This is a genomic window from Pedococcus sp. NPDC057267, from assembly GCF_042668795.1.
Classification (GTDB): domain Bacteria; phylum Actinomycetota; class Actinomycetes; order Actinomycetales; family Dermatophilaceae; genus Pedococcus.
This window is the reverse complement of record NZ_JBHUYG010000064.1, coordinates 1-24,757: the sequence shown is the minus strand read 5'-3', so window position 1 is coordinate 24,757 and position 24,757 is coordinate 1. Positions and strand designations below refer to the sequence as shown.

Below are 24,757 nucleotides of genomic sequence, written 5' to 3'. Positions count from 1 at the left end.
GCACGTCGGTCAACAGGTCGGCCGGGACGGGGGTGGTCTCCTCGACGTGGGAGTGGTAGCTCGCCTCCAGCGCCGCGCGCTGGCTGCGCCGGAACTCCCTCCACCGGTCCAGCACTGACATGCCGTGAGCCTAGGGCACGGCGACGCGCTCGACCGCGTCCGCCACGGAGCCGCCGGTCAGGTGTTCCGGAACCGGTTGATCTGCGGCAGCAGTGCCTCGCGCTTCTCGGTGTCGGTGACGCCGAGCCCCTCCTCGGGGGAGAGGGTGAGGACGCCGACCTTGCCCTGGTGGGCGTTGCGGTGGACGTCGAGCGCCGCCTGCCCGACCTCGTCCATGGAGTACGTCTTGGACAGGGTGGGCTGGATGAGGCCGCGGTTGATGAGCTCGTTGGCCTCCCACGCCTCGCGGTAGTTGGCGAAGTGGCTGCTGACGATCCGCTTGAGGTTCATCCACAGGTAGCGGTTGTCGTACTCGTGCAGGTAGCCCGACGTCGAGGCGCAAGTGACGATCGTGCCGCCCTTGCGCGCGACGTAGACGCTGGCGCCGAAGGTCTCGCGGCCGGGGTGCTCGAAGACGATGTCGACGTCGTACCCGCCGGTCAGCTCGCGGATCTTCTTGCCGAGCCGCTGCCACTCCTTGGGGTTCTGCGCGGTGTTGTCGTCGTTCCAGAACCGGTAGCCCTCGGCGCTGCGGTCGATGATGAGCTCGGCGCCCATGTCGCGGCAGATCTGCGCCTTCTCCGGCGAGGACACGACACAGACCGGCGTCGCGCCACCGGCCAGCGCCATCTGCGTGGCGTAGGAGCCGAGGCCACCGGAGGCGCCCCAGATGAGGACGCGGTCGCCGAGCTTCATCTGGGCGCCGTTCTTGGAGACCAGCTGGCGGTATGCCGTGGAGTTCACGAGGCCGGGGGACGCCGCCTCCTCCCACGACAGGTGGGCGGGCTTGGGCATGAGCTGGTTGGACTTCACGATGGCGAGCTCGGCGAGACCGCCGAAGTTCGTCTCGAAGCCCCAGATCCGCTGCTGCGGGTCGAGCATCGTGTCGTTGTGGCCGTCGGCGTCCTCGAGCTCGACCGACAGGCAGTGGGCGACGACCTCCTGGCCGGGCTTCCACTTGGTGACACCCGGAGCGGTGCGCAGGACGACGCCGGCGAGGTCGGAGCCGACCACGTGGTAGGGCAGGTCGTGGCGCTTGGCGTACTCCGAGGTGCGGCCGTAGCGCTCGAGGAAGCCGAAGGTCGACACCGGCTCGAAGATCGAGGTCCAGACGGTGTTGTAGTTGATCGCGCTCGCCATGACGGCGACCAGGGCCTCGCCGGGGGCGAGCTCGGGCACGGGCACGTCGTCGAGGTGCAGCGACTTGCGGGGGTCCTTCTCCTTGGTGGCCATGCCCTCGAACATGCCCACCTCGTCCTTGTGAACCGTGACGGCGCGGTAGGACTCGGGGATGGCCAGGCCGGCATACGTGGACTCGGCGCGGTCCCCGGAGAGGATGGCGTCGCGGATCTCCTGCATGGAACTTCTCCTCGGCGTCGGGCTGCTGGGTTGCAGCGAAACTACTGGTGGGTATGCCGATCCGGCAGGGAGTGAGACTCCGGTCACGCGGTGACGTGGCTCACCCGCCGCCGACCGCCTCGACGTACCGGTCGGGGCGGACGAGGCACCAGGCGGGGCAAGTGGTCCCGAGCCGCCGCGCCAGGTCCTCGCCCCCGGCCGCCGCGGGCACCCGGACCTCGTGGACCCACCCGTCGGGCAGGCCCGTCGGCGGTGGCGCTGAGGCTCCCTCGCCGAGCAGCAACAGGTGGTGGCCCGGACGGTCGAGCAGCTCGTGCAGCCGGTGGGTGGAGTCGGGCGGGAGCCGCTGGTCGGGGAGGCGGTCCCCGACGAGCAGGCGTCCGCCGTGCGGTCTGGACCCCCGCAGCGTGACGGGCGGCCCGGGCCGGCGGTGGCTCAGTGCCAGCCCGGTGACGAGGCGCACGCCCGGGGCGACGGCGCCGAGGTGGCGGGCGACGGTGGGTGCCCCGGCAGGCACCACCACCCGCCGCAGGACCCGGGCCACCGGGTCTGCCGACGACTCGCCCCACCAGGCGAGGGAGGTCCAGGCGATTCCGAGCCGGGCGACCGGGCGCCGCTCCCGCTCGTAGCCGTCGAGCAGGGAGCTCACCCCCGGCGGGGAGGTCGCAGCCAGCGCGAGCCGCCAGCCGAGGGCGCACGCGTCCTGCAGTCCGGTGTTCATCCCCTGGGCGCCGGCCGGGCTGTGCACGTGGGCGGCGTCACCGGCGAGCAGCACCGACCCGCGGCGGTAGACCCGGGCCAGGTGGTGGCGCAGCGGCACCTGCTCGGCCCACGCGACGTCGCCCAGGGCCACCGCACCGCCGGTCATGGCGCGCACGAGGTCGGCGAGCTGGCGTGTCGACGGCGGCACCGGTGACGGCTGGTCGGGGGCGGGCGCCGGGTGCGGACCCGGGGCGTGGCGGGCTCCGGGGGCGTCGTGGCGGTCGACGCGGAAGGCGCCGGTGCGGCCCGCGACCACCAGCCGCCAGGGTGCCCGCTCGCCGAGCGGGAAGAGGAACAGGATGCCGTCGCGGGCCGCGAACACGTGGGCGCCCGCCAGCGCCGCCGGCTGGGCGAGGTCGACGTCGGCGACGACGACCGGGTGGCGGTAGGCGCGGCCCGGGAAGCCGATCCCGGCAGCGGCCCGGACCGCGCTCGCCGCGCCGTCGCAGCCGACCACGAACCGCGCGGCGCCGAGGACGGCTCCGTCGCCACCACGCACGACCGTCCGGCCCCGCAGGTCGCCGTCCCCCGGACCGACGTCAGCGACCTCCGCGCCCCACCGGACGGCGACCCCGCGCTCGCGGAGCAGCCCGAGCAGCGTCGTCTCCACGGCGGCCTGGGGCACGAGCAGCAGCCAGGGGTACGCCGTGTCGGGCAGCGGCAGGCCGCCGAGGTCCACCCGGACCTCCCGTCCCCGCGCGTGCAGCACCGCGCCCACCCGACAGCTGCCGGCCTCGAGGAGGCGCTCGGTGGCGCCGAGCGGCGCCAGGAGCTCGAGGGTCCGCGGGTGGACGACCAGGGCGCGCGAGGGCCGGGGCGTCCCGTCGCGACGGTCGACGACGTCCACCCGTGCCCCGTGGGCCACCGCCTGCAGCGCGAGCGCCAGCCCGGTGGGTCCCGCACCCACCACGAGCACGTCGGGTCCGTCCGACGGAGGTCGCGCCACCGCTGCCCCTACCCGGCCAGCTCCCACCACAGCGGCTCGGCGCCGACGTCGCCGGCCTCCTGCTGCTGCAGCCGCCTGCCGTCACGCAGGACGTCGTCGACGCCCAGACCCGGCACCACGACGTACTCGATGGACCCGGGCACGCTCACGAGCGCGAGGACGTGCCGCAGCCGCTCGGCATACCAGCGCGCGCGGTCCGCACCGTCCCAGTCGTAGAGGCCGCGGTAGACGAAGGTCAGCGGGTCGACCATCCACTGCTTGCGCACGAAGCCGGGGAACCCGGCGAACAGCGGGGTGTTGACGATGCAGGTGGTCACGAAGACGCGGTGCAGCGACGGGCGCTCGCCGATCCAGCGCAGCCGGAACCGCACCTGCAGCACCGACGGCTCGCTCCCGTCCCGCGGTCGGCGCTCGGTCGTGCGGAAGATCATCGACCGTGTGCCGTCGCGGAACGGCAGCCGCATGCCGACGAGGTCGTCGGGTTGGCGCAGCCGGCCGGTCGCCAGGAGGCGCGCGGTGCGAGCCGCGCTGGCGCTCACGGCGGCGAGGACCGCACCGGGCCCGACCGGCGGTGGGACCTGCTGGGTGGACATGGGGCCTCCCGGGTCACGCGTGCAGGGACGACCAGCCTGTCGGGCGCGAGGGGGACGCCGTCAGGGTCGGAGGTCCCGGCGTGCCGGGCCTCGCCGGGGAGCGTGACAGCCCTGACGGAGCCGACTTGGGGACCGACCACCTGGTGGTCGGACGTGCGGGCTGGGGTGCGTCAGTGGGTCTCGTGCGCGGGCTGGACCAGCTCGACCAGCACCCCGCCGGCGTCCCTGGGGTGGATGAAGTTGACCCGGGAGTTCGAGGTCCCACGGCGGGGCTCGTCGTAGAGCAGCCGCAGCCCGCGGTCGCGCAGGACCTGGCTGACCGCCTCGAGGTCCTCGACGCGGTAGGCCACCTGCTGCACGCCGGGGCCGGACTTCTCGAGGAACTTCGCGATGGTCGACTCCGGGGTCAGGGGCGCGAGCAGTTGCACGTGCGAGCCGCTGCCGCCGACGGCCATCATCGCCTCGCGCACCCCCTGCTCCTCGTTCTCCTCCTCGTGCGCGAGCTCCATGCCGAAGGTGTCGCGGTAGAAGGCGATGGCCTCGTCGAGGTCGCGGACCGCGATGCCGACGTGGTCGATGGCGGTGAACAGCTCGGTGGGCAGGTCGCTCATGGGTCCCAACCCTAGGCCGGGCGCGGGCGCGGCGACATGAGCGATGCGTCACTCCAGGGGCTCCGGAGGGCCACCGTGGGACCATCCGTCCGGCCGCCGCGGGACGCCCCGGACGGCCCCGGGCTCGGTGCCGGGCGCGGTGCCCGGCCGCACGGCGCCGCCCCTAGACTGGCGGGCATGTCCGCACTGTCCCGGGACGACGTCGCGCACCTCGCCGGCCTCGCCCGCATCGACCTGTCCGATGCCGAGCTCGACCGCATGGTCGGGGAGCTCGGCGTCATCCTCGAGTCCGTGGCCAAGGTCCAGGAGGTGGCGGCGCAGGACATCGAGCCGATGTCGCACCCCATGCCCATCACCAACGTGACCCGCCCGGACGAGGTGCGCCCCTCCCTCGGCGCCGAGGCGGCCCTCTCGGGCGCGCCCGCGCAGGAGCAGCAGCGCTTCGCCGTGCCGCGCATCCTCGACGAAGACTGACCCGACGGACCCAAGGACACCTGTGACCACCGACCTCACCCGCGCCTCCGCCGCGGAGCTCGCCGACGGCCTCGCCCGCAAGGAGATCAGCTCCGTCGAGCTCGTCCAGGCCCACCTCGACCGCATCGCCGCCGTCGACGGCGCCGTGCACGCCTTCCTCCACGTCGACGCCGAGGGTGCGCTCGCGAGCGCGCGCGAGGTCGACGACCGCCGCGCCGCCGGCGACGAGGACCTCCACGTCCTCGCGGGCGTGCCCATCGCCGTCAAGGACGTGATGGCCACGCGTGGTATGCCGACCACCTGCGGCTCGCGCATCCTCGAGGGCTGGGTGCCGCCGTACGACGCCACCGTGGTCGCCCGGCTGCGCGCCGCCGGCCTGCCGATCCTCGGCAAGACCAACATGGACGAGTTCGCGATGGGCTCCTCCACCGAGCACTCGGCCTACGGCCCCACCCACAACCCGTGGGACCTCGACCGGATCCCCGGCGGCTCGGGCGGTGGCTCCTCGGCCGTCGTCGCGGCATACGAGGCACCGCTGGCCATCGGCACCGACACGGGCGGCTCGATCCGCCAGCCCGCGGCGGTCACCGGCACGGTCGGCGTCAAGCCGACCTACGGCGGCGTCTCCCGCTACGGCCTCGTGGCGCTCGCCTCGAGCCTGGACCAGGCCGGGCCGTGCACCCGCACCGTGCTCGACGCGGCGCTGCTGCACTCGGTCATCGGCGGCCACGACCCGATGGACTCGACGTCCATCGCCGCGCCCGCCCCGCCCGTGGTCGAGGCGGCCCGGCGCGCCGACGTCGCCGGGCTGCGGGTCGGCGTCATCAAGGAGCTCGGCGGCGAGGGCTACCAGGCCGGGGTGCGCGCCCGGTTCGACGAGGCGGTGGCGCTGCTCGAGGGCGCCGGTGCCGAGGTCGTCGAGGTGTCGTGCCCGAGCTTCGACTACGCGCTCGCGGCGTACTACCTGATCCTGCCCAGCGAGGCCTCCTCGAACCTCGCCAAGTTCGACGCCATGCGGTACGGCCTGCGGGTCCTGCCCGAGGGGGTCGACGCCCCGAGCGCCGAGCAGGTGATGGCCGCGACCCGCGATGCGGGCTTCGGTGACGAGGTCAAGCGGCGCATCATCCTGGGCACGTACGCGCTGTCCAGCGGCTACTACGACGCGTACTACGGGCAGGCGCAGAAGGTCCGGCGGCTCATCTCGAACGACTTCGCCGCGGCCTTCGAGAAGGTCGACGTGCTCGTCAGCCCGACCTCGCCCACGACGGCGTTCAAGCTCGGCGACAAGCTCGACGACCCGATGTCGATGTACCTGCAGGACGTCGCCACCATCCCGGCGAACCTCGCCGGCGTGCCCGGCATGTCGCTGCCCAGTGGTCTCGCCGACGAGGACGGCCTGCCCACCGGCATCCAGATCCTCGCGCCCGCCACCCAGGACGAGCGGCTCTACGGCGTCGGCGCGGCGCTGGAGCGGATGCTCGTCCAGAGCTGGGGCCGCCCGCTGCTGACGCAGGCCCCCGACCTGACCGCCCTGAAGGGAGCGTGACCGCGATGACCACCACCGTCACCGACGAGGTCGTCGACTACGACGAGGCGATCGACCGGTACGACCCGGTCATGGGCCTCGAGGTCCACGTCGAGCTCAACACCGCGACCAAGATGTTCTGCGGCTGCGCGACCGGCTTCGGCGCCGAGCCCAACAGCCAGGTCTGCCCGGTGTGCCTCGGCCTGCCCGGCGCGCTGCCGGTCGTCAACGAGAAGGCCGTGGAGTCGGCGATCCGGATCGGCCTGGCGCTCAACTGCGAGATCGCCTCGTGGTGCCGGTTCGCCCGGAAGAACTACTTCTACCCGGACATGCCGAAGAACTTCCAGACCAGCCAGTACGACGAGCCGATCGCCTTCAACGGCTACCTCGACGTCGAGGTCCCGGCCGAGCACGGCTCCGGCACCGAGGTGTTCCGGGTCGAGATCGAGCGCGCACACATGGAGGAGGACACCGGCAAGTCGCTGCACATCGGCGGCTCGACCGGTCGCATCCACGGCGCGGACTACTCCCTCGTCGACTACAACCGGGCCGGCATCCCGCTCATCGAGATCGTCACCAAGCCAATCACCGGAGCCGGTTCGCGCGCGCCCGAGGTGGCCCGTGCGTACGTCGGCGCCCTGCGCGACCTGCTGCGCGCGCTCGGCGTCTCCGACGTGAAGATGGAGCAGGGCTCGCTGCGCTGCGACGCGAACGTGTCGCTGCGCACGCGGGTGGGGGAGCCGACGAGCGAGGAGCAGGCAGCGGTGCCGCTCGGCACCCGCACCGAGACCAAGAACGTCAACTCGCTGCGGTCGGTGGAGCGTGCGGTCCGCTACGAGATCTCGCGGCACGCGGCGATCCTCGACGCGGGCGGCTCGATCCTCCAGGAGACGCGGCACTGGCACGAGGACACCGGCGTCACGACGTCGGGGCGTCCCAAGTCCGACGCCGACGACTACCGGTACTTCCCCGAGCCCGACCTCGTGCCGGTCGCGCCGACCCGCGAGACGGTCGAGGAGCTGCGCGCCACGCTGCCCGAGCCGCCGGCGCAGCGCCGCAAGCGGCTCCAGTCCGACTGGGGCTACAGCGACCTCGAGATGCGCGACGTCGTCAACGCCGGCGCCGTCGAGCTCATCGAGGAGACCGTCGCGGCCGGTGCGAGCCCGGCGGCGGCCCGGAAGTGGTGGCTCGGCGACCTCGCCCGGCGGGCGAACGCCGACGGTGTGGCCGTGGGCGACCTCGGTGTCACCCCCGAGCACATCGCCGAGCTCGACGGCCTGGTCCGCGACGGCCGGCTGAACGACTCGATGGCCCGGCAGGTCCTCGACGGCGTCGTCGCCCGCGAGGGGACGCCGACCGAGGTCGCCGACGCACGCGGGCTCGAGCTGGTGCAGGACGACGGCGCGCTCGAGGCTGCGGTCGACAAGGTCATCGAGGGCAACCCCGACGTGGCCCAGAAGATCCGCGACGGCAAGGTGCAGGCCGCCGGCGCGCTCATCGGCCAGGTCATGAAGGAGATGAAGGGCCAGGCCGACGCCGGCAGGGCCCGCGAGCTGATCCTCGCCAAGCTCACCTGACGCCCTGACGCCCTGACGCCCTGACGGTCTGCCGCGGCGCCGGCTCCTCGGCTCCACGGCGCCTCCACGGCACCTTCCGCAACACGGCAGTTGCTGGCACGAAACGGCAGTTCTGAACCCCCGTTTCACGTCAGCAACTGCCGTGTTGCGTGGGGGAGGGGGCGGCCTCAGCGCAGGGAGGAGACGGCGAGGTCGAGGATGCGGTCGTCGTGCGGGCCCGGGGTGCCGCGGAACGTGTTGCTCGTGACCACCCAGAGCCGGCCGTTCCCGGCGTCCACCACGTCCCGCAGCCGACCGTAGGTGCCGTCGAGCAGCCGCTGCGGCGCCCCGACGCCATTGCCCTGCAACGGGATCCGCCAGAGCGAACGACCACGCAGCGCCGCCATCCACACAGCGCCGTCCGCGACCGCGATGCCGCTCGGCGAGGCCTGCGAGGTGGGCCACTGCACGAGCGGGTCGGTGTACCCGCCCCGGGCCGCCTTCCCCTCGACGACCGGCCACCCGTAGTTGCGCCCGGGCTGGATGAGGTTGAGCTCGTCCCACGTGTCCTGGCCGAACTCGCTGGCATACATGCGCCCGTCGGGCGCCCACGCGATGCCCTGGACGTTGCGGTGCCCGTAGCTCCACACCCGCGTGCCGAACGGGTTGCCGGGGGCGGCGCCACCGTCCTGCGTGACCCGCAGGATCTTGCCGCCGAGCGCGGACTTGTCCTGAGCCGCCGGCCGGTTGCCCGCGTCGCCGGTCGTGACGTAGAGGTACCCGTCCGGCCCGAACGCGAGGCGCCCGCCGTTGTGGATCCCGGCCTTGGGTATGCCGGTGAGCACAGGGACGAAGGACGTCGCCCTGCCGTCGGTGAAGGTCAGCCGGACGACCCGGTTGTCCTGCTCCCCGGTGTAGTAGACGAAGACGCGGTGGTCGCGGCTGAAGGTCGGCGACACGGCCACGCCCAGCAGTCCGCCCTCGCCTGCGGGCGCGACACCGGGGACGGTGCCGAGGACCACCGGCGCCGACCCCTCGCGGACGTGCAGCAGCTGCGCCCGGTCACGCAGGGTCACGAGCGCCGAGCCGTCCGGGAGGAACGCGACCGACCAGGGGACGTCGAGGTCCTGCGCCACGGTGACGACGGCCGGGCGGGACGCGCCGGGGCCGGTCGGGGACGACGTGCCCGACGACGGGCGGGCGCCGGTCGACGGGCCGGCGCCCGTCAGTGGGGTGGTGCCGGACGTGCCGGCAGTCGCGGCAGAGGTCGTCGCGAGGGAGGGGCCGGTGACCCTCCCGTCGGGGGCGGGGGACCCGCTGCAGCCGCTCGCGACCACGAGGGCCACGACGGCGGCGGACGCTGCGGCGAGGGCCCTCGTGGCGCGGACGGTGGGGTGCGGCGGCATACCCCATTGTGCGCGACGTGGACGCGCTCGACCGGGCGCACGAGTCCGGGGCTAGCGTGGCGGCCATGGTGCTCGTGACGCTGCCGGGGCAGGAATGGGTCGACGCGGTGGGGCAGGTGCCCGGGCTCGAGCTCGACGTGTGGGACCTGTCCGGACCGCACACGTGCGCGGAGGAAGTCCGCGTCGTCGTGCCGCCGTACCTGGGGGCGGGCCCGCGCCTGCCGGTCCTGTCGGCGCTCCCGAACCTCGACCTCGTGCAGCTGCTGACGGCGGGATACGACGGCGTCCCCGACGTGCTGCCTCCGGGTGCCCGGCTGGCGAATGCCGCGGGTGTCCACGACGCCTCGACGGCCGAGCTGGCGGTGGCCCTGGCGCTGGCCTCGCTGCGCGACGTCCCGGACTTCGTCGTGGCGCAGCGCGAGCACCGCTGGTTGCCGACCACGATGCACCCGGCCCTGGCCGACAAGCGGGTGCTCGTCGTCGGGTACGGCTCGATCGGGCGCGCCATCGCCGCGCGCCTCACGCCGTTCGAGGTCACCGTCACTGCCGTCGCCTCGAGGGCGCGCGCGGGCGACGACCTCGTCCCCTCGGTGCACGGCGTCGACGAGCTGCCCGACCTGCTGCCGCACCACGACGTCGTCATCCTCATCGTCCCGCTGAGCGAGGTCACGGCCGGGCTCGTCGACGACGCGTTCCTCTCGGCGATGCCCGACGGGTCGCTGCTCGTCAACGTCGCGAGGGGCGGGGTGGTCGACACCGACGCCCTGGTGCGGCACGCCCGCGCCGGCCGGATCCGCGCGGCCCTCGACGTCACCGACCCCGAGCCGCTGCCGGAGGACCACCCGCTGTGGGACCTGCCCGGGGTGCTCGTCACGCCGCACGTGGGCGGTGCCTCGAGCGCGTTCACGCCGCGGGCCATCCGGCTGCTGCAGGAGCAGCTGGGGGCGTATGCCGCGGGCCGCCCCCTGCGCAACCTCGTGCACCCCTGACGCGTCCCCGGCACCTGCGCACCAGAGCGCCTGCGTACCCGAGCACCTGCGTACAAAAGCCGGTGACGGCGTCGGTGGCCGGTGGCATCCTGAGGTTCCATGGGCGAGACCATCGTGGGGATCGGGACGCGCAAGGGCCTGTGGCTGGCGCGCAGCGAGGACCGGCGGGAGTGGCGGCTCGAGGGTCCGCACTTCCTCATGAGCGAGGTGCTCTCGCTCCTGTTCGACACCCGGCAGGAGCCGACCCGGCTCCTCGTCGGCTTCCGCTCCTCGCACTGGGGGCCGTCGCTGCAGCACTCCGACGACCTGGGGCAGACCTGGGTCGAGCACCCCGACGGCTCGATCCAGTTCCCCTCCGACACCGACACCGCCCTCAAGGCGACGTGGCAGCTCGTCGCCGACCCGCACGACCCGGCCGTGGTCTGGGCCGGCACCGAGCCGCAGGGCCTGTGGCGCAGCGCGGACCGGGGTGAGACGTTCGAGCTCAACCGCGGGCTGTGGGACCACCCGCACCGGCCGCAGTGGGGCGAGGGCTTCGGCGGCGGGGCGATCCACACCGTCCTGCCGAGCCCTGCCGACCCCGACTCGATGCTCGTGGCGATGAGCACCGGGGGCGTCTACAACACGACCGACGGCGGTGCGTCCTGGAGCCCGGGCAACACCGGCATCCACGCGTACTTCATGCCGCACGACGAGTGGCCTGAGTTCGGCCAGTGCGTGCACAAGGTCGCCCGCGACTCGGCGACCCCGACGCGGCTCTACGCGCAGAACCACCGGGGCGTCTACCGCTCCGACGACAACGGCGTCACCTGGACCTCGATCGAGGACGGGCTGCCGACCAACTTCGGGATGACCGCGGTGGCCAACCCGGCGCGCGGCGGCTCAGTGTGGCTCGTGCCGATCGCCTCCGACGGCGAGCGGATCCCGCCCGGCGCGCAGTTGCAGGTCGCGCGGTCCGACGACGCAGGCGCCACCTGGCGCGAGCTGACGACCGGGCTGCCGCACAGCTGGACCAACGTGCTGCGAGACGCCGCCGGCACCGACACCTCCGACCAGCCGGGCCTGTACGTCGGCACCCGCAACGGCGAGGTCTACGCCTCGACGGACGAGGGCGAGACGTTCGAGCGGATCGCGACGCAGCTGCCGGACGTGCTCGTGGTCCGGGCGGTCACCCTGCCGTGACGGTCCGGGTGGTGTTGCCGGGCCTGCTGCGCGACCTGGCCGACGGGGCGGCGGAGCTGCCGGTCGAGGTGGGGGACGGCGCGGCGCTGTCGGACGTGCTCGACCGGGCGTTCGAGCCGTGGCCCGTGCTGGGGCGGCGCGTCCGCGACGAGCGTGGCGAGATCCGCCGCCACGTCAACGTGTTCGTCGACGGCGAGGACGCCAAGCGGCTCGAGGGCGTCGCCACGCCGGTCGGCGGCTCGGCGACGGTCCACGTCGTCAACGCCGTCTCCGGCGGCTAGACCGGGCGAGCGTCAGGCTTCGTCCCGCCCATTCTCGTCCCAGACGCCGTCGTCCCACGCGCGGCGCAGCGTGGCGGTCGGTCCCGCCAGGTCCCACCCGCGCTCGGCGACCCAGTCGTCGCACAGGTACGTCCCGGCATACCGGTCGGCTCCGTCGCACAGCAGCGACACGATGCTGCCCTCCTCGCCGCGCTCGGCCATCTCGCACGCGAGGCGCAGGGCGCCGTAGAGGTTGGTGCCGGTCGAGCAGCCCGCGCGCAGGCCGGTGCGCTCGGCGAGGAACCGCATGGCGGCCACCGAGGCGACGTCGGGCACGAGCATCATCCGGTCGACGACGGCCGGCACGAAGCTCGGCTCGACCCGCGGCCGGCCGATGCCCTCGATGCGCGACCCGCACGCCCTGGCCACGCCCTCGTCGTCGCCGGCGAAGGCAGGGAGGAAGGCGGAGTTCTCCGGGTCGACGACGCACACCCGCGTCGCCAGGCTGCGGTAGCGCACGAACCGGCCGATCGTCGCGCTCGTGCCGCCGGTCCCGGCGCCCACGACCACCCACGTCGGCACCGGGTGGCGCTCGCGCGTCATCTGCTCGAACACCGACTCGGCGATGTTGTTGTTGCCGCGCCAGTCGGTGGCCCGCTCGGCAAACGTGAACTGGTCGAGGTAGTGCCCGCCGAGCTCGTCCGCGAGCCGCCGGGCGACGTCGTAGACCTCGCCGGCGTCGTCGACGAGGTGGCAGCGCCCGCCCTCGCGCTCGATGAGGGAGATCTTCTCCGGGCTGGTCGTGCGGGCCATGACCGCCACGAACGGCAGGTCGAGCATGCGGGCGAAGTACGCCTCCGACACCGCGGTCGACCCGCTCGACGCCTCGATGACGGTGGTGCCGGGGTGGAGCTCGCCGTTGCACAGTGCGTAGAGGAAGAGCGACCGGGCCAGCCGGTGCTTGAGGCTGCCGGTGGGGTGGGTCGACTCGTCCTTGAGGTACAGGTCGATGCCGGGCAGGCCGGGGACCGGCACCGAGATGAGGTGGGTGTCGGCGCTGCGGTTGGCGTCGGCCTGGATCCGGCGGACGGCCTCGTCGAGCCAGGCGCGGTCGGCCGGCTGGCGGGGGACGACGTCGAGCAGTGCGGGGGCCTTCGCCATGGCCGAAGGCTAGCGGGCCGTGCGACCGCCCCTGCCCGCCACCGGGTTGGCGGGCAGCCGGTCGCGGGATACGTCGTCGATGCGGTCAGGTGGTCGTGGCCGGGTCGGTCGCGGCGGCGGTCACCAGGGGCAGGAACTCGCGCTCGAGCTCACCCGGCCCCACCTGTTCCGGCTCGAGCAGGTGCTGCGCCAGGCCGCCCTGCAGGACCATCGTCACCAGGCGCACGAAGCGCTCGGTCGAGACCGTCGGGTGCAGGCCGTGGTCGCGCACGATGCCGTCGACGACCTCGCCGAGGCCCGCCCGGACGTCGGCCTGGACGGTCGCCCAGGCGCGCCGGGCCTGGTCGTCGCGCAGCGCGTGCAGGCCGAACTCGGTCGTGAGCAGGTGCCAGCGTCGGCGCTCCTCCGGGTCGCCCGCCCACACGTCGACCACGCCGTCGAGCAGGGCAGGCAGGGTCAGCCCGGGTCGCGCCGCGACCTCGGTGAGGGCGCTCCGCAGCCGTCGCGAGTGCTGGGCGTACAGCTCGGTCACGAGCTCGTCCTTGTCGGTGAAGTTCGAGTAGAACGCCCCCCGCGTGAAGCCTGCGCGCTCGCAGATGTCCTCCACGCTCGCGCCGTGGAAGCCGCGCTCGGCGAAGACCTCGGCGGCCGCGGTCAGGAGCCGGTCACGGGTGGCCTGCCGGCGGTGGGAGCGCGGCTTGACCGGGTCTGGGTTGGCGGTGGCCATGGGCTCAGGATACACTCCTGTATCGGATACACATGTGTATCCAAAGATGCACTGCACATGAGACCGCCGGTGCGGGCCCCACCCCGTCGGGGTGCCCGGCCCCCGGCGGCCGGAGAAGGACACAGATGGAGCTCCTCGCCGACCGCGTCGAGGTCGCCGGGCTGCACGGCCCGCTGCTGCTGCCGACGACGTTGCACGCCTCACCCCGCCGCGTCGAGCTGGTGGCGGGCGACCCCGGCCCCGGCCACGTGGCGCTCGCGCTCGCCCTCGCAGGCCGCATCCGCCTCGCCGGCGGCTCGGTCACCCTCGACGGCGACCCCGACCCCGACGTGCTGCGCCGGCACGTCGCGCTCGTCGACGTGCCCGACGTCAGCGCCCCCGAGGACGCCGTCACCGTGCGCGCCGCCGTCGCCGAGCAGCTGGCCCTGGCCGGGCTGCCGTCGAGCCACGCCGCGACGCGGGCCCTCCTCGCCTCGCACGGCCTGGAGGACCTGGGCCGGGAGCGGTTCGAGGCGCTCGAACCGGGTGCCCGCACCCGGCTGCTCATGGACGTCGCCGCACGCCGCGCGCTCACCCGCGTGCTCGTCGTCACCGCCCCCGACCGCCTCGGCGGCAGGCCCGAGGAGTGGTGGGGCGCGGCGCACCGGTATGCCGGTGAGGGCCTCACCGTGGTCGTCCAGTGCAGCCACGCGACCGTCCGCGCCCTCGGCCAGCCGGTCCGGCACGAGCTCGGGCTCGCGGAGGTGGTCGCGTGACCGCCGTCCGCCTGGCCCTGACCGAGCTGCGCCGGCTCACCGCGGGCCGCCTGCCACGCGCCGCGCTCGCCGCCATGCTCCTCGTCCCCACGCTCTACGGCGGCCTCTACCTCTACGCGAACAAGGACCCGTACGGCGGCCTGGCTCGGGTCCCCGCTGCCGTGGTCGTCGAGGACGCGGGCACGACCCTCGCCAACGGCGAGCGCCTCGCGGTCGGGGACCGGGTCGCCGACGAGCTCGTGCGGTCGCACAGCTTCGACTGGCACCGCGTCGGCCCGGCGCAGGCCCACGACGGCGTGTCCGACGGCCGGTACGACTTCGCCCTGGTGGTCCCGGCCGACTTCTCCGCCGCGCTCGCCTCGAGCGCGGAGTTCACGCCGCGCCAGGCCGAGCTGCGCCTGGAGACCAACGACGCCAACGGCTACCTCGCCCGCACGATTGCAAACCAAGTGGTCGCCCAGGTGACGAAGTCCGTGGCCGCCGAGGTCAGCTCCACGGCCGCCAACCAGCTCCTCACCGGCTTCACGACGATCCACGGCAAGGTCAAGGACGCCGCCGACGGCGCGGGCACGCTCGCCGACGGCCTCGCCCAGGCCGACACCGGGGCCCACCGGCTGGCCGACGGCGCCGGCGCGCTCGTCGCGGGGGAGAAGAAGCTCGTCAGCGGCAGCGACCAGCTCGCGCAGGGTGCGTCGAAGGCCGCGTCCGGAGCCGACCAGCTCGCCTCCGGCGCGGGCGACCTGCACTCGGGCCTGCAGACGCTGGACCAGCGCACGGCGACCCTGCCCGCAGACACCCGGCGCCTCGCGGACGGCGCGCACCAGGTGGCCGACGGCAACGCCAGGGTCGCGGCCGCGGGCGACCAGGTCGCGGCCGCCTCCACGGCGTTCGTGGCGGACGTGACGACGAACCAGGGTGCCCTGGCCGACAGGCTGCGTGCGGCGGGCTTCACCGACGCCCAGGTGCAGCAGGTCCTCGATGCGGCGCAACAGCTGAGCGGCCCGGTCACCAGTGCCAACGGCCAGGTGCAGACGGCTTCGCAGCAGCTGGACCAGCTCTCGGCCGGGGCCGAGCAGGTGGCTGCCGGCGCCGACAGGCTGGCCGCTGCGGCGGGCCCGCTCCACGCCGGCATCGCCCAGGCCGACAGCGGGAGCGCCCGGCTGGCGTCCGGGGCGCAGGACCTCGCCGCCGGCAACCGCGCCCTGGCCTCGGGCGCCTCGGACCTGGCCAGCGGCCAGCGGACCGCCCTCGACGGCGCGACCAGGCTCGACTCCGGCGCCGGCGACCTCGCGAGCGGCCTCGACCGGCTCGAGCAGGGCGCGACCCAGCTCCGCGACGGGCTGGAGCAGGGCCTGCGGTCGATCCCCGACCCGAGCCCGGAGGCCCGCAAGGCGGTCGCGCAGACCCTCGGCGACCCGGTGGGCGTGCAGGGCACCTCGCTGGCGTCCGCGTCGAGCTACGGTGCCGGGCTGGCCCCGTTCTTCCTCAGCCTGGCGCTGTGGATCGGCGGCTACGTGCTCTTCCTGCTCGTCAAGCCGCTGTCGGCCCGCGCCCTCGCGGCGGGCCAGCCGAGCTGGCGCACGGCCCTCGGCGGATGGCTCGCGCCGGCGGTCCTCGGCGTGGTCCAGTCGGTGCTCGTGTATGCCGTGGTGGTGCGCGGCGTGGGCATCGGGGCCGTGCACCCGTTCCTGCTCATCGCGTACATGGCCGCGGTGTCGCTGACCTTCGTCATGGTGCTGCACGCCCTCGCCGCCCGGCTGGGGGCCCCGGGCAAGTTCCTCGGACTGGTCTTCATGGTGCTCCAGCTCGTCAGCGCCGGCGGCACGTTCCCGTGGCAGACGCTGCCGGGGCCGCTGCACCCGCTGCACCACGTCCTGCCCATGTCCTACGCGGTCGACGGCATCCGGCGGCTCATGTACGGCGGATCCCTGGACCACCTCGCCGTCGACCTCGGAGTCCTCGCGGCATACCTCGTCGGCGGGTTCCTCGTGTCCACCGTCGCCGCGCGCCGGGCGGGCACCTGGACGGCCCTGCGGGTCAAGCCGGAGCTGGCCATCTGATCCGGGCGCCCCGCACGCCCGTGGGGCGCCGCCGGGCGCCCCGCGCGCGGTGGCAGGGAGCCGGGAACGGGGCCATCCTCGGGGTATGACCAGTGCCGGCGACGACAAGGTGCTCCTGCTCCTGCGGCACGCCAAGGCCGAGCAGGTCCTCGGCAAGCCCGACCACGAGCGCGAGCTCACCGGTCGGGGGCGGCGCGACGCGGCGGCGGCCGGCCGGTGGCTGCACGAGCAGGGCCTCGGCGCCGAGCTGGTGCTGTGCTCCACCGCGACCCGCACCCGGCAGACGTGGGAGTGGGCGGTCAGCGGCGGTGCGTGCGGGGAGACCGTGCAGTACGACTCCACCCTCTACGGCGGTGGCACGCACGGCGTCCTGCAGACCGTCCGCGAGCTCGGCGGGGACGCCCAGGTCGTCCTCGTCGTCGGCCACAACCCGAGCATGGCGGTGCTGGCGAGCTCGCTCGCGGAGGGGGACGGGTCGGTGCTCGCGCACGAGTGCCTCGCCGAGGGCTTCCCGACCGCGTCCGTCGCGGTCCTGCGCTACGCCGGCGCGTGGGAGCACCTCGACACGGGCTCGGCGCGGCTCGAGCGCTGCCACACGGCCCGAGGCTGACCCCGCTTCCCCCGGAAGCGCGGCCGGGTGGGCCGCCCGGCCGGGGCGTCGCGCGAGAGAGCGGGAACCGCTCGTCTGCAGCGTGAGACCCGCGTCCCACGTGCTGGACTGCGGTCCTAGACTGCGGACCATGACGACCCCCGAGCACAGCATCCCCGACGGCGTCGACATCAAGCCGCGCAGCCGCGACGTCACCGACGGCCTCGAGAAGACGGCCGCGCGCGGGATGCTCCGGGCGGTCGGCATGGGCGACGACGACTTCGCCAAGCCGCAGATCGGGGTCGCCTCGTCGTGGAACGAGATCACCCCCTGCAACCTCTCGCTCGACCGGCTCGCCAAGGCGGTCAAGGACGGCGTGCACGCCGGCGGCGGGTACCCGCTGGAGTTCGGCACGATCTCCGTCTCCGACGGCATCTCGATGGGCCACGAGGGCATGCACTTCTCCCTCGTCAGCCGCGAGATCATCGCCGACTCGGTCGAGACGGTCATGAACGCCGAGCGGCTCGACGGCTCGGTCATGCTCGCCGGCTGCGACAAGTCGCTGCCGGGCATGCTCATGGCCGCCGCGCGGCTCGACCTGGCCTCGGTGTTCCTGTATGCCGGGTCGATCCTCCCCGGCGTGGCCAAGCTCTCGGACGGCACCGAGAAGGAGGTCACGATCATCGACGCGTTCGAGGCGGTCGGTGCCTGCGCCGCCGGCAAGATGTCGCGCGAGGACGTCGACGCCATCGAGCGCGCGATCTGCCCCGGTGAGGGAGCCTGCGGCGGCATGTACACCGCCAACACCATGGCCACGGTCGGCGAGGCGATGGGCATGTCGCTCCCCGGCTCGGCCGCGCCCCCCGCCACCGACCGGCGCCGCGACGCGTACGCCCGCAAGTCCGGCGAGGCCGTCGTCAACCTGCTGCGCCGCGGCATCACCGCGCGCGACATCATGACCAAGGAGGCGTTCGAGAACGCCATCGCCGTCGTCATGGCCTTCGGTGGCTCGACCAACGCGGTCCTGCACCTGCTCGCGATCGCGCACGAGGCGGAGGTCGACCTGACGATCGGCGACTTCCAGCGGATCGGGCGCAAGGTGCCGCACCTGGCCGACGTGAAGCCGTTCGGCTCGTTCGTCATGAAGGACATCGACCACATCGGTGGCATCCCGGTGGTGCTCAAGACGCTGCTCGACGCCGACCTGCTCCACGGCGACTGCCTCACGGTCACGGGGAAGACCATGGCGGAGAACCTCGAGGAGCTGGCCCCGCCGCACATCGACGGACGCGTCATCCGGGACATGGCGCAGCCGATCCACAAGACCGGCGGCCTCACCATCCTCACGGGTTCGCTCGCGCCGGAGGGCGCGGTCGTCAAGACGGCCGGCTTCGACGACGAGGTCTTCGAGGGCACCGCCCGCGTCTTCGACGGCGAGCGTGCCGCGATGGACGCGGTCGAGTCGGGGTCGCTGAAGCCGAAGGACGTCGTGGTGATCCGCTACGAGGGCCCCAAGGGTGGCCCCGGCATGCGCGAGATGCTCGCGGTCACCGGAGCCATCAAGGGTGCCGGGCTGGGCAAGGACGTGCTGCTCCTGACCGACGGCCGGTTCTCCGGTGGGACGACCGGCCTGTGCGTCGGTCACGTCGCGCCCGAGGCGGTCGACGAGGGGCCGATCGCCTTCGTCCGCGACGGTGACGGCATCCGGCTCGACGTCGCGAACGCCACGCTCGACCTGCTGGTCGACGAGGACGAGCTCGCGCGCCGTCGCGCCGAGGGCGTCACCCACCCCGAGCCCAAGTACACCCGCGGGGTCCTGGCGAAGTACCGCAAGCTCGTCGGCTCGGCCAGCGGGGGAGCGGTCTGCGGCTGAGGGGCGCCCAGCGGGCACCCCGGGTGAGGACGTGCCGTCCTGTGACTGAGACGACACGTCCGCATGGTGGTACGCCTCGTCTCGCACGTTGACACCCCGGCGGCGCGGCGGGAGAGTGCTCGTGTGGCACGGATTCTCGTACTTCCCTAGCGCGCAGGCCCTTCCCCGAAGAGCCCGCGCGCTGCCCTCCGTCGTCCCGGTCACGGGACTGGGGGGCATTTTTTGTGAACCGACACGGTGTGGACAGACCCAGCGAGAAGCGAAAGCAGTGAGATCGACGTGAGCGACGCGAGACCGGCCCCGGCGCCGGCGCCCAGCCCGAGCCAGGTGGCGCAGCAGGCCCGCGCCAAGACCCCCACCCAGGTCACGGGTGCCCAGAGCCTCGTGCTCTCGCTCGAGGCGGTGGGCGTCGACACCGTCTTCGGCATCCCGGGCGGTGCGATCCTGCCGGCATACGACCCGCTGCTGGACTCCACGAAGGTGCGCCACATCCTCGTGCGCCACGAGCAGGGCGCGGGCCATGCGGCCGAGGGCTACGCCAGCGCGACCGGCAGGGTCGGCGTCTGCATGGCGACCTCCGGCCCCGGCGCGACGAACCTCGTCACCGCGATCGCCGACGCCTACATGGACTCGGTGCCCATCGTCGCGATCACCGGCCAGGTCAGCTCGAGCGCGATCGGCACGGACGCGTTCCAGGAGGCCGACATCCGCGGCATCACGATGCCGATCACCAAGCACAACTACCTCGTCACCGACGCGGCGGACATCCCGCGCGTGGTCGCCGAGGCCTTCCACATCGCCTCGACGGGGCGGCCCGGGCCGGTGCTCGTCGACATCTCCAAGGACGCCCTCCAGGCCCGCACGGTGTTCTCGTGGCCCCCGAAGTTCGACCTGCCGGGGTACCGGCCGGTGGCCCGCCCGCACAACAAGCAGATCCGCGAGGCGGCCCGACTCGTCGCCGAGGCCAGGCGCCCGGTGCTCTACGTCGGCGGTGGGGTCGTCCGCGGCCGCGCCTCGGAGGAGCTGCGGGCGTTCGTCGAGCTGACCCGGATCCCCGTCGTCACCACCCTGATGGCTCGTGGTGCCGTGCCCGACAGCCACCCGCTGCACCTCGGCATGCCGGGCATGCACGGGTCGGTCGCCGCCGTGACCGCGCTGCAGAAGTCGGACCTGCTCATCACCCTGGGCGCGCGGTTCGACGACCGGGTCACCGGCCTGCTGTCGACCTTCGCCCCCGAGGCCAAGGTGATCCACGCCGACATCGACCCGGCCGAGATCTCCAAGAACCGCGTCGCCGACGTCCCGATCGTCGGTGACGTGCGCGAGGTCCTGACCGAGCTCACCGCCGCCGTGACGGCCGACCACGAAGCCGGCCGCGCGGGCGACTATGCCGCCTGGCGCGAGCAGACCGCCGGCTGGAAGGCCACCTTCCCGCTCGGCTACAGCACGCCCGAGGGTGGCGAGACCGTCGCGCCGCAGCAGGTCATCGAGCGCATCGGCGCCATCGCCGGGCCCGAGGCGACCTACGTCGCCGGCGTCGGCCAGCACCAGATGTGGGCCGCGCAGTTCGTGCAGTACGAGCGCCCGAACGCCTGGCTCAACAGTGGTGGCCTCGGGACGATGGGGTATGCCGTGCCGGCCGCCATGGGTGCCAAGGTCGCCGAGCCCGAGCGCACCGTCTGGGCGATCGACGGCGACGGCTGCTTCCAGATGACCAACCAGGAGCTCGCGACCTGCGTCATCAACAACATCCCGATCAAGGTCGCGGTCATCAACAACAGCAGCCTGGGCATGGTCCGGCAGTGGCAGTCGCTGTTCTACAACGAGCGCTACTCCAACACCGACCTGCACACCTCGGTCGGCCGTCGCGTGCCGGACTTCGTCAAGCTGGCCGAGGCGTACGGCTGCGTCGGCCTGCGCTGCGAGCGGCCCGAGGACATCGACGCGACGATCGCGAAGGCCATGGAGATCAACGGCGTCCCGGTCGTGGTCGACTTCGTCGTCCACCGGGACGCGATGGTGTGGCCGATGGTCCCGGCTGGCGTGAGCAACGACGCCATCCAGGTGGCCAAGGACACCGCGCCGCAGTGGGACCGCGAGGACGACACGACGGCGGAGGAGGCCGTGGCCGAGCAGGTCGCGGCGGAGCAGGCCCAGGCCCAGCAGGAGGCGAACCGCGCATGAGCAAGCACACGCTGTCGGTCCTGGTCGAGAACAAGCCCGGTGTGCTGGCGCGCATCGCCGCGCTGTTCTCGCGTCGGGGCTTCAACATCGACTCCCTCGCCGTGGGCCCGACCGAGCACGCCGAGATCTCGCGGATGACCGTGGTCGTCGACGTGGAGGACCTGCCGCTGGAGCAGGTGACCAAGCAGCTCAACAAGCTCGTCGAGGTGCTCAAGGTCGTCGAGCTCGAGCCGAACGCCTCGGTGCAGCGCGAGATCCTGCTCGTCAAGGTCCGCGCCGACGTCCACAGCCGCAGCCACGTCCTGGAGACCGTGCAGCTGTTCCGGGCCAAGGTCGTCGACGTCGCGAGCGACACGCTCACGATCGAGGTGACCGGCAACCGGGACAAGCTGACCGCCTTCCTCGAGGTGCTCGAGCCGTTCGGGGTCAAGGAGCTCGTGCAGTCGGGGATGGTGGCCATCGGGCGCGGCTCGCGCTCGATCACCGACCGGGCGCTGCGCTCCGCCTGACCTTTGCGCCGTGGGGAGCACACGGCATACCGAAGACACACCGAAACCGAACCAGCAGAACGAAACCCGCAACCGAAGGAGTTGGCCACCGTGGCCGAGATGTTCTACGACGACGACGCTGACCTGAGTGTGGTCCAGGGCAAGAAGGTGGCCGTGATCGGCTACGGCAGCCAGGGCCACGCCCACGCGCTCAACCTGCGCGACTCGGGCGTCGACGTCCGCGTCGGCCTGGCCGAGGGCAGCAAGAGCCGGGCGAAGGCCGAGAACGAGGGCCTCACCGTGAAGTCCGTCGCCGACGCCGTCAAGGAGGCCGACCTGGTCGTCATCCTCACCCCGGACCAGGTGCAGCGGACGGTGTACGCGAACGACATCCAGCCCAACCTCAAGGAGGGCGCGGCGCTGCTGTTCGGGCACGGCTTCAACATCCGGTTCGGCTACATCAAGCCCGAGGCCGGCTCGGACGTCGTCATGGTCGCCCCCAAGGGCCCGGGCCACCTCGTGCGCCGCGAGTACGTCGACGGCCGCGGTGTGCCGGTGCTGCTCGCGGTCGAGCAGGACGCCAGCGGCACGGCCTGGGACCTCGCGAAGTCCTACGCCAAGGCGATCGGCGGCCTGCGCGCCGGCGGGATCCGGACGACCTTCACCGAGGAGACCGAGACCGACCTGTTCGGTGAGCAGTCGGTGCTCTGCGGTGGCGCGAGCCAGCTGATCATGTACGGCTTCGAGACCCTCGTCGAGGCGGGCTACCAGCCCGAGGTCGCCTACTTCGAGTGCCTCCACGAGCTCAAGCTCATCGTCGACCTCATGGTCGAGGGCGGCATCGCCAAGCAGCGCTGGTCGGTGTCGGACACGGCCGAGTACGGCGACTACGTGTCGGGCCCGCGGGTCATCGACGAGCACGTCAAGGAGAACATGAAGGCGGTGCTCGCCGACATCAAGAGCGGCGCGTTCGCCCAGCGGTTCATCGACGACCAGGACGCCGGCGCCCCGGAGTTCAAGGCCCTGCGCGAGAAGGGCGCCCAGCACCCGATCGAGGCCACCGGGCGCGAGCTGCGCAAGCTCATGGCGTGGGTGAAGGACACCGACACCGACTACGTCGAGGGCTCCGCGGCCCGCTGACCCCCTGCAGGACAACGGTTGCCCGGCAGCCCGCGTGAAGGCGACGCGAGGTCTGCCGGGCAACCGTTGTCCTGCGCGGCTACCGGGACGGCGGTCTGCAGCCCCACGGTGCGGAGCGACAGCGCGACGACGGGCGCAACCGGCTCGCCGGGTCGGGGTGGTCGACGAGGCCACTCGCGATGCTGCTCGGTGTGACCTGCGTTCCAGATGTCGAGCGACCGCATCCACATGGTGAGAGGGCGCTTATGCTGGCCGCGGGCACAGCGTGGTGCCGAGACCCCCGTCAGCCACCCCCGGAACCCTCCAAGGAACCCACGTGAGCAAGCCGATCGTCCTCATCGCCGAGGAGCTGTCCCCGGCCACCATCGACGCCCTCGGGCCCGACTTCGAGATCCGCCACGTCGACGGCGCGTCCCGCGAGGCCCTGCTGCCCGCGCTCGCCGACGCCGACGCGGTCCTCATCCGCTCCGCCACGAAGATGGACGCCGAGGCGGTCGCCGCGGCGAAGAACCTCAAGGTGATCGCGCGGGCCGGTGTCGGGCTCGACAACGTCGACGTCCCGGCGGCCACGCGGGCCGGCGTCATGGTGGTCAACGCCCCGACCTCCAACATCACGTCCGCCGCCGAGCTCGCGGTGGGCCTGCTGCTGGCCACCGCGCGCAACATCGCCCCCGCCAACCAGGCGCTCAAGGGCGGGGCGTGGAAGCGCAGCAAGTACTCCGGCGTCGAGCTGCTCGACAAGAAGGTCGGCGTCGTCGGCTTCGGCCGCATCGGCCAGCTCGTGGCCGAGCGGCTTCGCGGCTTCGGCATGGAGATCCTCGCCTACGACCCCTACGTCTCGGCCCAGCGTGCCGGCCAGCTCGGGGCCCGGCTGGTGAGCCTCGACGAGCTGCTCGAGCAGTCCGACTTCATCACCGTGCACCTGCCCAAGAGCCCCGAGACCCTCGGCCTCATCGGCAAGGAGGCGCTCACCAAGGTCAAGCCCGGTGTGCGGATCATCAACGCCGCCCGCGGCGGGATCGTCGACGAGGAGGCCCTCGCCGAGGCCCTGCGCGAGGGTCGGGTCGCCGGTGCCGGCATCGACGTGTTCGCGACCGAGCCGACCACCGAGAGCCCGCTGTTCGAGTTCGAGTCGGTCGTCGTGACCCCGCACCTCGGCGCGTCGACCGACGAGGCGCAGGAGAAGGCCGGCGTCGCCGTGGCCAAGTCGGTGCGCCTCGCCCTCGGCGGCGACCTCGTGCCCGACGCGGTCAACGTCGACGGTGGCGCGGTCCCCGAGGAGGTCCGCCCCGGGATCGCCCTCGTCGAGAAGCTCGGCCGCATCTTCACCGCGCTCGCCGGGTCCGTCCCCGTGCAGCTCGACGTCGACGTCCAGGGCGAGATCACCGAGCACGACGTGTCGATCTGGAAGCTGGCCGCGCTCAAGGGCCTGTTCGCCGACGTGACCGAGGACCCGGTGACCTACGTCAACGCGCCGCTGCTCGCCGAGCAGCGCGGCTGCGAGGTCCGCCTCCTCACGGACCCGTCGAGCACCGACTTCCGCAACGTCACGACCCTGCGCGGCACCCTCGCCGACGGCTCGACGGTCTCGGTCTCCGGCACGCTCACGGGCCCGCGCCTCATCGAGAAGATCGTGGGCGTCAACGGCTTCGACCTCGAGGTCGCGCTCGCCGACCACCTCGCGTTCTTCACCTACGTCGACCGCCCCGGCGTCATCGGCACGGTCGGCCGCCTGCTCGGCGACGCCGAGGTGAACATCGCCGGCATGCAGGTGGCGCGCAAGGAGCAGGGCGGTCAGGCCCTGGTCACCCTCACCGTCGACACCAAGGTCCCTGCCGACGTGCTGGGCGCCATCGCCTCCGAGGTGGGCGCCGAGGTCACCGTCGTCGACCTCGCCGACTGACGCCCCCCACCAGCCACGCACGTATGCCGTGCGGCCCCAACCGGGGCCGCCCCGC

General features: G+C 73.1%; 21 protein-coding genes. 14 read left to right on the top strand and 7 right to left on the bottom strand.

Annotated features, from left to right (window positions below):
* Positions 1–177: 177 nt before the first annotated feature.
* From ccrA to mce, 4 genes are all read right to left on the bottom strand, one after another.
* Complete coding sequence (ccrA, locus tag ACFUC1_RS14000) at positions 178–1,518, bottom strand: crotonyl-CoA carboxylase/reductase (RefSeq protein ID WP_379120751.1); 1,341 nt, start codon at positions 1,516–1,518, stop codon at positions 178–180.
* A 100-nt stretch (positions 1,519–1,618) separates the two neighbouring features.
* A complete protein-coding gene (locus tag ACFUC1_RS13995) occupies positions 1,619–3,226 on the bottom strand; it encodes an FAD-dependent monooxygenase (RefSeq protein ID WP_379120749.1) in 1,608 nt (535 codons plus the stop codon).
* Between the two features lie 8 nt (positions 3,227–3,234).
* Positions 3,235–3,819: a hypothetical protein gene (locus ACFUC1_RS13990; RefSeq protein WP_379120747.1), complete on the bottom strand. Its 585-nt coding sequence runs from the start codon at positions 3,817–3,819 to the stop codon at positions 3,235–3,237.
* 170 nt (positions 3,820–3,989) lie between these two features.
* Entirely contained in the window at positions 3,990–4,430 is a 441-nt protein-coding gene (mce, locus tag ACFUC1_RS13985; protein ID WP_379120745.1) for a methylmalonyl-CoA epimerase, read from the bottom strand.
* 177 nt (positions 4,431–4,607) lie between these two features.
* On the opposite strand from mce, the gene gatC reads away from it, so the two are divergent.
* The 3 genes from gatC to gatB are packed head-to-tail and all read left to right on the top strand — an operon-like array spanning position 4,608 to position 8,006.
* Positions 4,608–4,904: an Asp-tRNA(Asn)/Glu-tRNA(Gln) amidotransferase subunit GatC gene (gatC, locus tag ACFUC1_RS13980; protein ID WP_310155103.1), complete on the top strand. Its 297-nt coding sequence runs from the start codon at positions 4,608–4,610 to the stop codon at positions 4,902–4,904.
* A 22-nt stretch (positions 4,905–4,926) separates the two neighbouring features.
* A complete protein-coding gene (gene gatA, locus ACFUC1_RS13975) occupies positions 4,927–6,450 on the top strand; it encodes an Asp-tRNA(Asn)/Glu-tRNA(Gln) amidotransferase subunit GatA (protein ID WP_379120742.1) in 1,524 nt (507 codons plus the stop codon).
* 5 nt (positions 6,451–6,455) lie between these two features.
* Entirely contained in the window at positions 6,456–8,006 is a 1,551-nt protein-coding gene (gatB, locus tag ACFUC1_RS13970) for an Asp-tRNA(Asn)/Glu-tRNA(Gln) amidotransferase subunit GatB (protein WP_379120740.1), read from the top strand.
* Between the two features lie 167 nt (positions 8,007–8,173).
* Here the strand turns inward: gatB and ACFUC1_RS13965 are convergent, their stop codons facing one another.
* Positions 8,174–9,391, bottom strand: a complete 1,218-nt coding sequence (locus tag ACFUC1_RS13965) for a PQQ-dependent sugar dehydrogenase (protein ID WP_379120738.1) — start codon at positions 9,389–9,391, stop codon at positions 8,174–8,176.
* A gap of 65 nt (positions 9,392–9,456) precedes the next feature.
* On the opposite strand from ACFUC1_RS13965, the gene ACFUC1_RS13960 reads away from it, so the two are divergent.
* From ACFUC1_RS13960 to ACFUC1_RS13950, 3 genes are all read left to right on the top strand, one after another.
* Complete coding sequence (locus ACFUC1_RS13960) at positions 9,457–10,380, top strand: 2-hydroxyacid dehydrogenase (RefSeq protein WP_379120736.1); 924 nt, start codon at positions 9,457–9,459, stop codon at positions 10,378–10,380.
* Between the two features lie 99 nt (positions 10,381–10,479).
* Complete coding sequence (locus ACFUC1_RS13955) at positions 10,480–11,562, top strand: exo-alpha-sialidase (RefSeq protein WP_379120734.1); 1,083 nt, start codon at positions 10,480–10,482, stop codon at positions 11,560–11,562.
* Positions 11,559–11,843, top strand: a complete 285-nt coding sequence (locus ACFUC1_RS13950; protein ID WP_379120731.1) for a MoaD/ThiS family protein — start codon at positions 11,559–11,561, stop codon at positions 11,841–11,843. Before ACFUC1_RS13955 ends, ACFUC1_RS13950 begins: the two co-directional genes overlap by 4 nt.
* Before the next feature lie 12 nt (positions 11,844–11,855).
* Here the strand turns inward: ACFUC1_RS13950 and ACFUC1_RS13945 are convergent, their stop codons facing one another.
* Together ACFUC1_RS13945 and ACFUC1_RS13940 are read right to left on the bottom strand one after the other, a co-directional pair.
* The gene (locus tag ACFUC1_RS13945) at positions 11,856–12,983 is read right to left on the bottom strand and encodes a PLP-dependent cysteine synthase family protein (RefSeq protein WP_379120729.1); all 1,128 of its coding nucleotides are present in this window, start codon (positions 12,981–12,983) and stop codon (positions 11,856–11,858) included.
* A gap of 85 nt (positions 12,984–13,068) precedes the next feature.
* Complete coding sequence (locus ACFUC1_RS13940) at positions 13,069–13,710, bottom strand: TetR/AcrR family transcriptional regulator (RefSeq protein WP_379120727.1); 642 nt, start codon at positions 13,708–13,710, stop codon at positions 13,069–13,071.
* A gap of 125 nt (positions 13,711–13,835) precedes the next feature.
* On the opposite strand from ACFUC1_RS13940, the gene ACFUC1_RS13935 reads away from it, so the two are divergent.
* The 8 genes from ACFUC1_RS13935 (at position 13,836) to serA (ending at position 24,702) form a co-directional block, all read left to right on the top strand.
* Positions 13,836–14,465: a hypothetical protein gene (locus ACFUC1_RS13935; protein ID WP_379120726.1), complete on the top strand. Its 630-nt coding sequence runs from the start codon at positions 13,836–13,838 to the stop codon at positions 14,463–14,465.
* Positions 14,462–16,525, top strand: coding sequence for a YhgE/Pip family protein (locus ACFUC1_RS13930; RefSeq protein ID WP_379120724.1), 2,064 nt, complete (start codon positions 14,462–14,464; stop codon positions 16,523–16,525). Before ACFUC1_RS13935 ends, ACFUC1_RS13930 begins: the two co-directional genes overlap by 4 nt.
* A gap of 85 nt (positions 16,526–16,610) precedes the next feature.
* Positions 16,611–17,135, top strand: a complete 525-nt coding sequence (locus ACFUC1_RS13925; RefSeq protein ID WP_379120722.1) for a SixA phosphatase family protein — start codon at positions 16,611–16,613, stop codon at positions 17,133–17,135.
* A 130-nt stretch (positions 17,136–17,265) separates the two neighbouring features.
* Entirely contained in the window at positions 17,266–18,987 is a 1,722-nt protein-coding gene (gene ilvD, locus ACFUC1_RS13920) for a dihydroxy-acid dehydratase (RefSeq protein ID WP_379120720.1), read from the top strand.
* Positions 18,988–19,266: 279 nt separating this feature from the next.
* The gene (locus ACFUC1_RS13915) at positions 19,267–21,171 is read left to right on the top strand and encodes an acetolactate synthase large subunit (protein WP_379120718.1); all 1,905 of its coding nucleotides are present in this window, start codon (positions 19,267–19,269) and stop codon (positions 21,169–21,171) included.
* Entirely contained in the window at positions 21,168–21,680 is a 513-nt protein-coding gene (ilvN, locus tag ACFUC1_RS13910) for an acetolactate synthase small subunit (protein ID WP_379120716.1), read from the top strand. Before ACFUC1_RS13915 ends, ilvN begins: the two co-directional genes overlap by 4 nt.
* A 90-nt stretch (positions 21,681–21,770) precedes the next feature.
* Positions 21,771–22,799, top strand: a complete 1,029-nt coding sequence (gene ilvC / locus ACFUC1_RS13905; protein WP_379120714.1) for a ketol-acid reductoisomerase — start codon at positions 21,771–21,773, stop codon at positions 22,797–22,799.
* A 316-nt stretch (positions 22,800–23,115) separates the two neighbouring features.
* Positions 23,116–24,702 (top strand): phosphoglycerate dehydrogenase, encoded by a 1,587-nt coding sequence (gene serA, locus ACFUC1_RS13900; RefSeq protein ID WP_379120712.1) that lies wholly within the window; start codon positions 23,116–23,118, stop codon positions 24,700–24,702.
* Positions 24,703–24,757 lie beyond the last annotated feature (55 nt).

Bases quoted from the DNA above. Each gene is read 5' to 3' on its own strand.
- ccrA (WP_379120751.1), bottom strand. From the start codon at position 1,518: ATGCAGGAGATCCGCGACGCCATCCTCTCCGGGGACCGCGCCGAGTCC.
- ACFUC1_RS13990 (WP_379120747.1), bottom strand. From the start codon at position 3,819: ATGTCCACCCAGCAGGTCCCACCGCCGGTCGGGCCCGGTGCGGTCCTC.
- mce (WP_379120745.1), bottom strand. From the start codon at position 4,430: ATGAGCGACCTGCCCACCGAGCTGTTCACCGCCATCGACCACGTCGGC.
- gatC (WP_310155103.1), top strand. From the start codon at position 4,608: ATGTCCGCACTGTCCCGGGACGACGTCGCGCACCTCGCCGGCCTCGCC.
- gatB (WP_379120740.1), top strand. From the start codon at position 6,456: ATGACCACCACCGTCACCGACGAGGTCGTCGACTACGACGAGGCGATC.
- ACFUC1_RS13965 (WP_379120738.1), bottom strand. From the start codon at position 9,391: ATGCCGCCGCACCCCACCGTCCGCGCCACGAGGGCCCTCGCCGCAGCG.
- ACFUC1_RS13960 (WP_379120736.1), top strand. From the start codon at position 9,457: ATGGTGCTCGTGACGCTGCCGGGGCAGGAATGGGTCGACGCGGTGGGG.
- ACFUC1_RS13955 (WP_379120734.1), top strand. From the start codon at position 10,480: ATGGGCGAGACCATCGTGGGGATCGGGACGCGCAAGGGCCTGTGGCTG.
- ACFUC1_RS13945 (WP_379120729.1), bottom strand. From the start codon at position 12,983: ATGGCGAAGGCCCCCGCACTGCTCGACGTCGTCCCCCGCCAGCCGGCC.
- ACFUC1_RS13940 (WP_379120727.1), bottom strand. From the start codon at position 13,710: ATGGCCACCGCCAACCCAGACCCGGTCAAGCCGCGCTCCCACCGCCGG.
- ACFUC1_RS13935 (WP_379120726.1), top strand. From the start codon at position 13,836: ATGGAGCTCCTCGCCGACCGCGTCGAGGTCGCCGGGCTGCACGGCCCG.
- ACFUC1_RS13925 (WP_379120722.1), top strand. From the start codon at position 16,611: ATGACCAGTGCCGGCGACGACAAGGTGCTCCTGCTCCTGCGGCACGCC.
- ilvD (WP_379120720.1), top strand. From the start codon at position 17,266: ATGACGACCCCCGAGCACAGCATCCCCGACGGCGTCGACATCAAGCCG.
- ilvN (WP_379120716.1), top strand. From the start codon at position 21,168: ATGAGCAAGCACACGCTGTCGGTCCTGGTCGAGAACAAGCCCGGTGTG.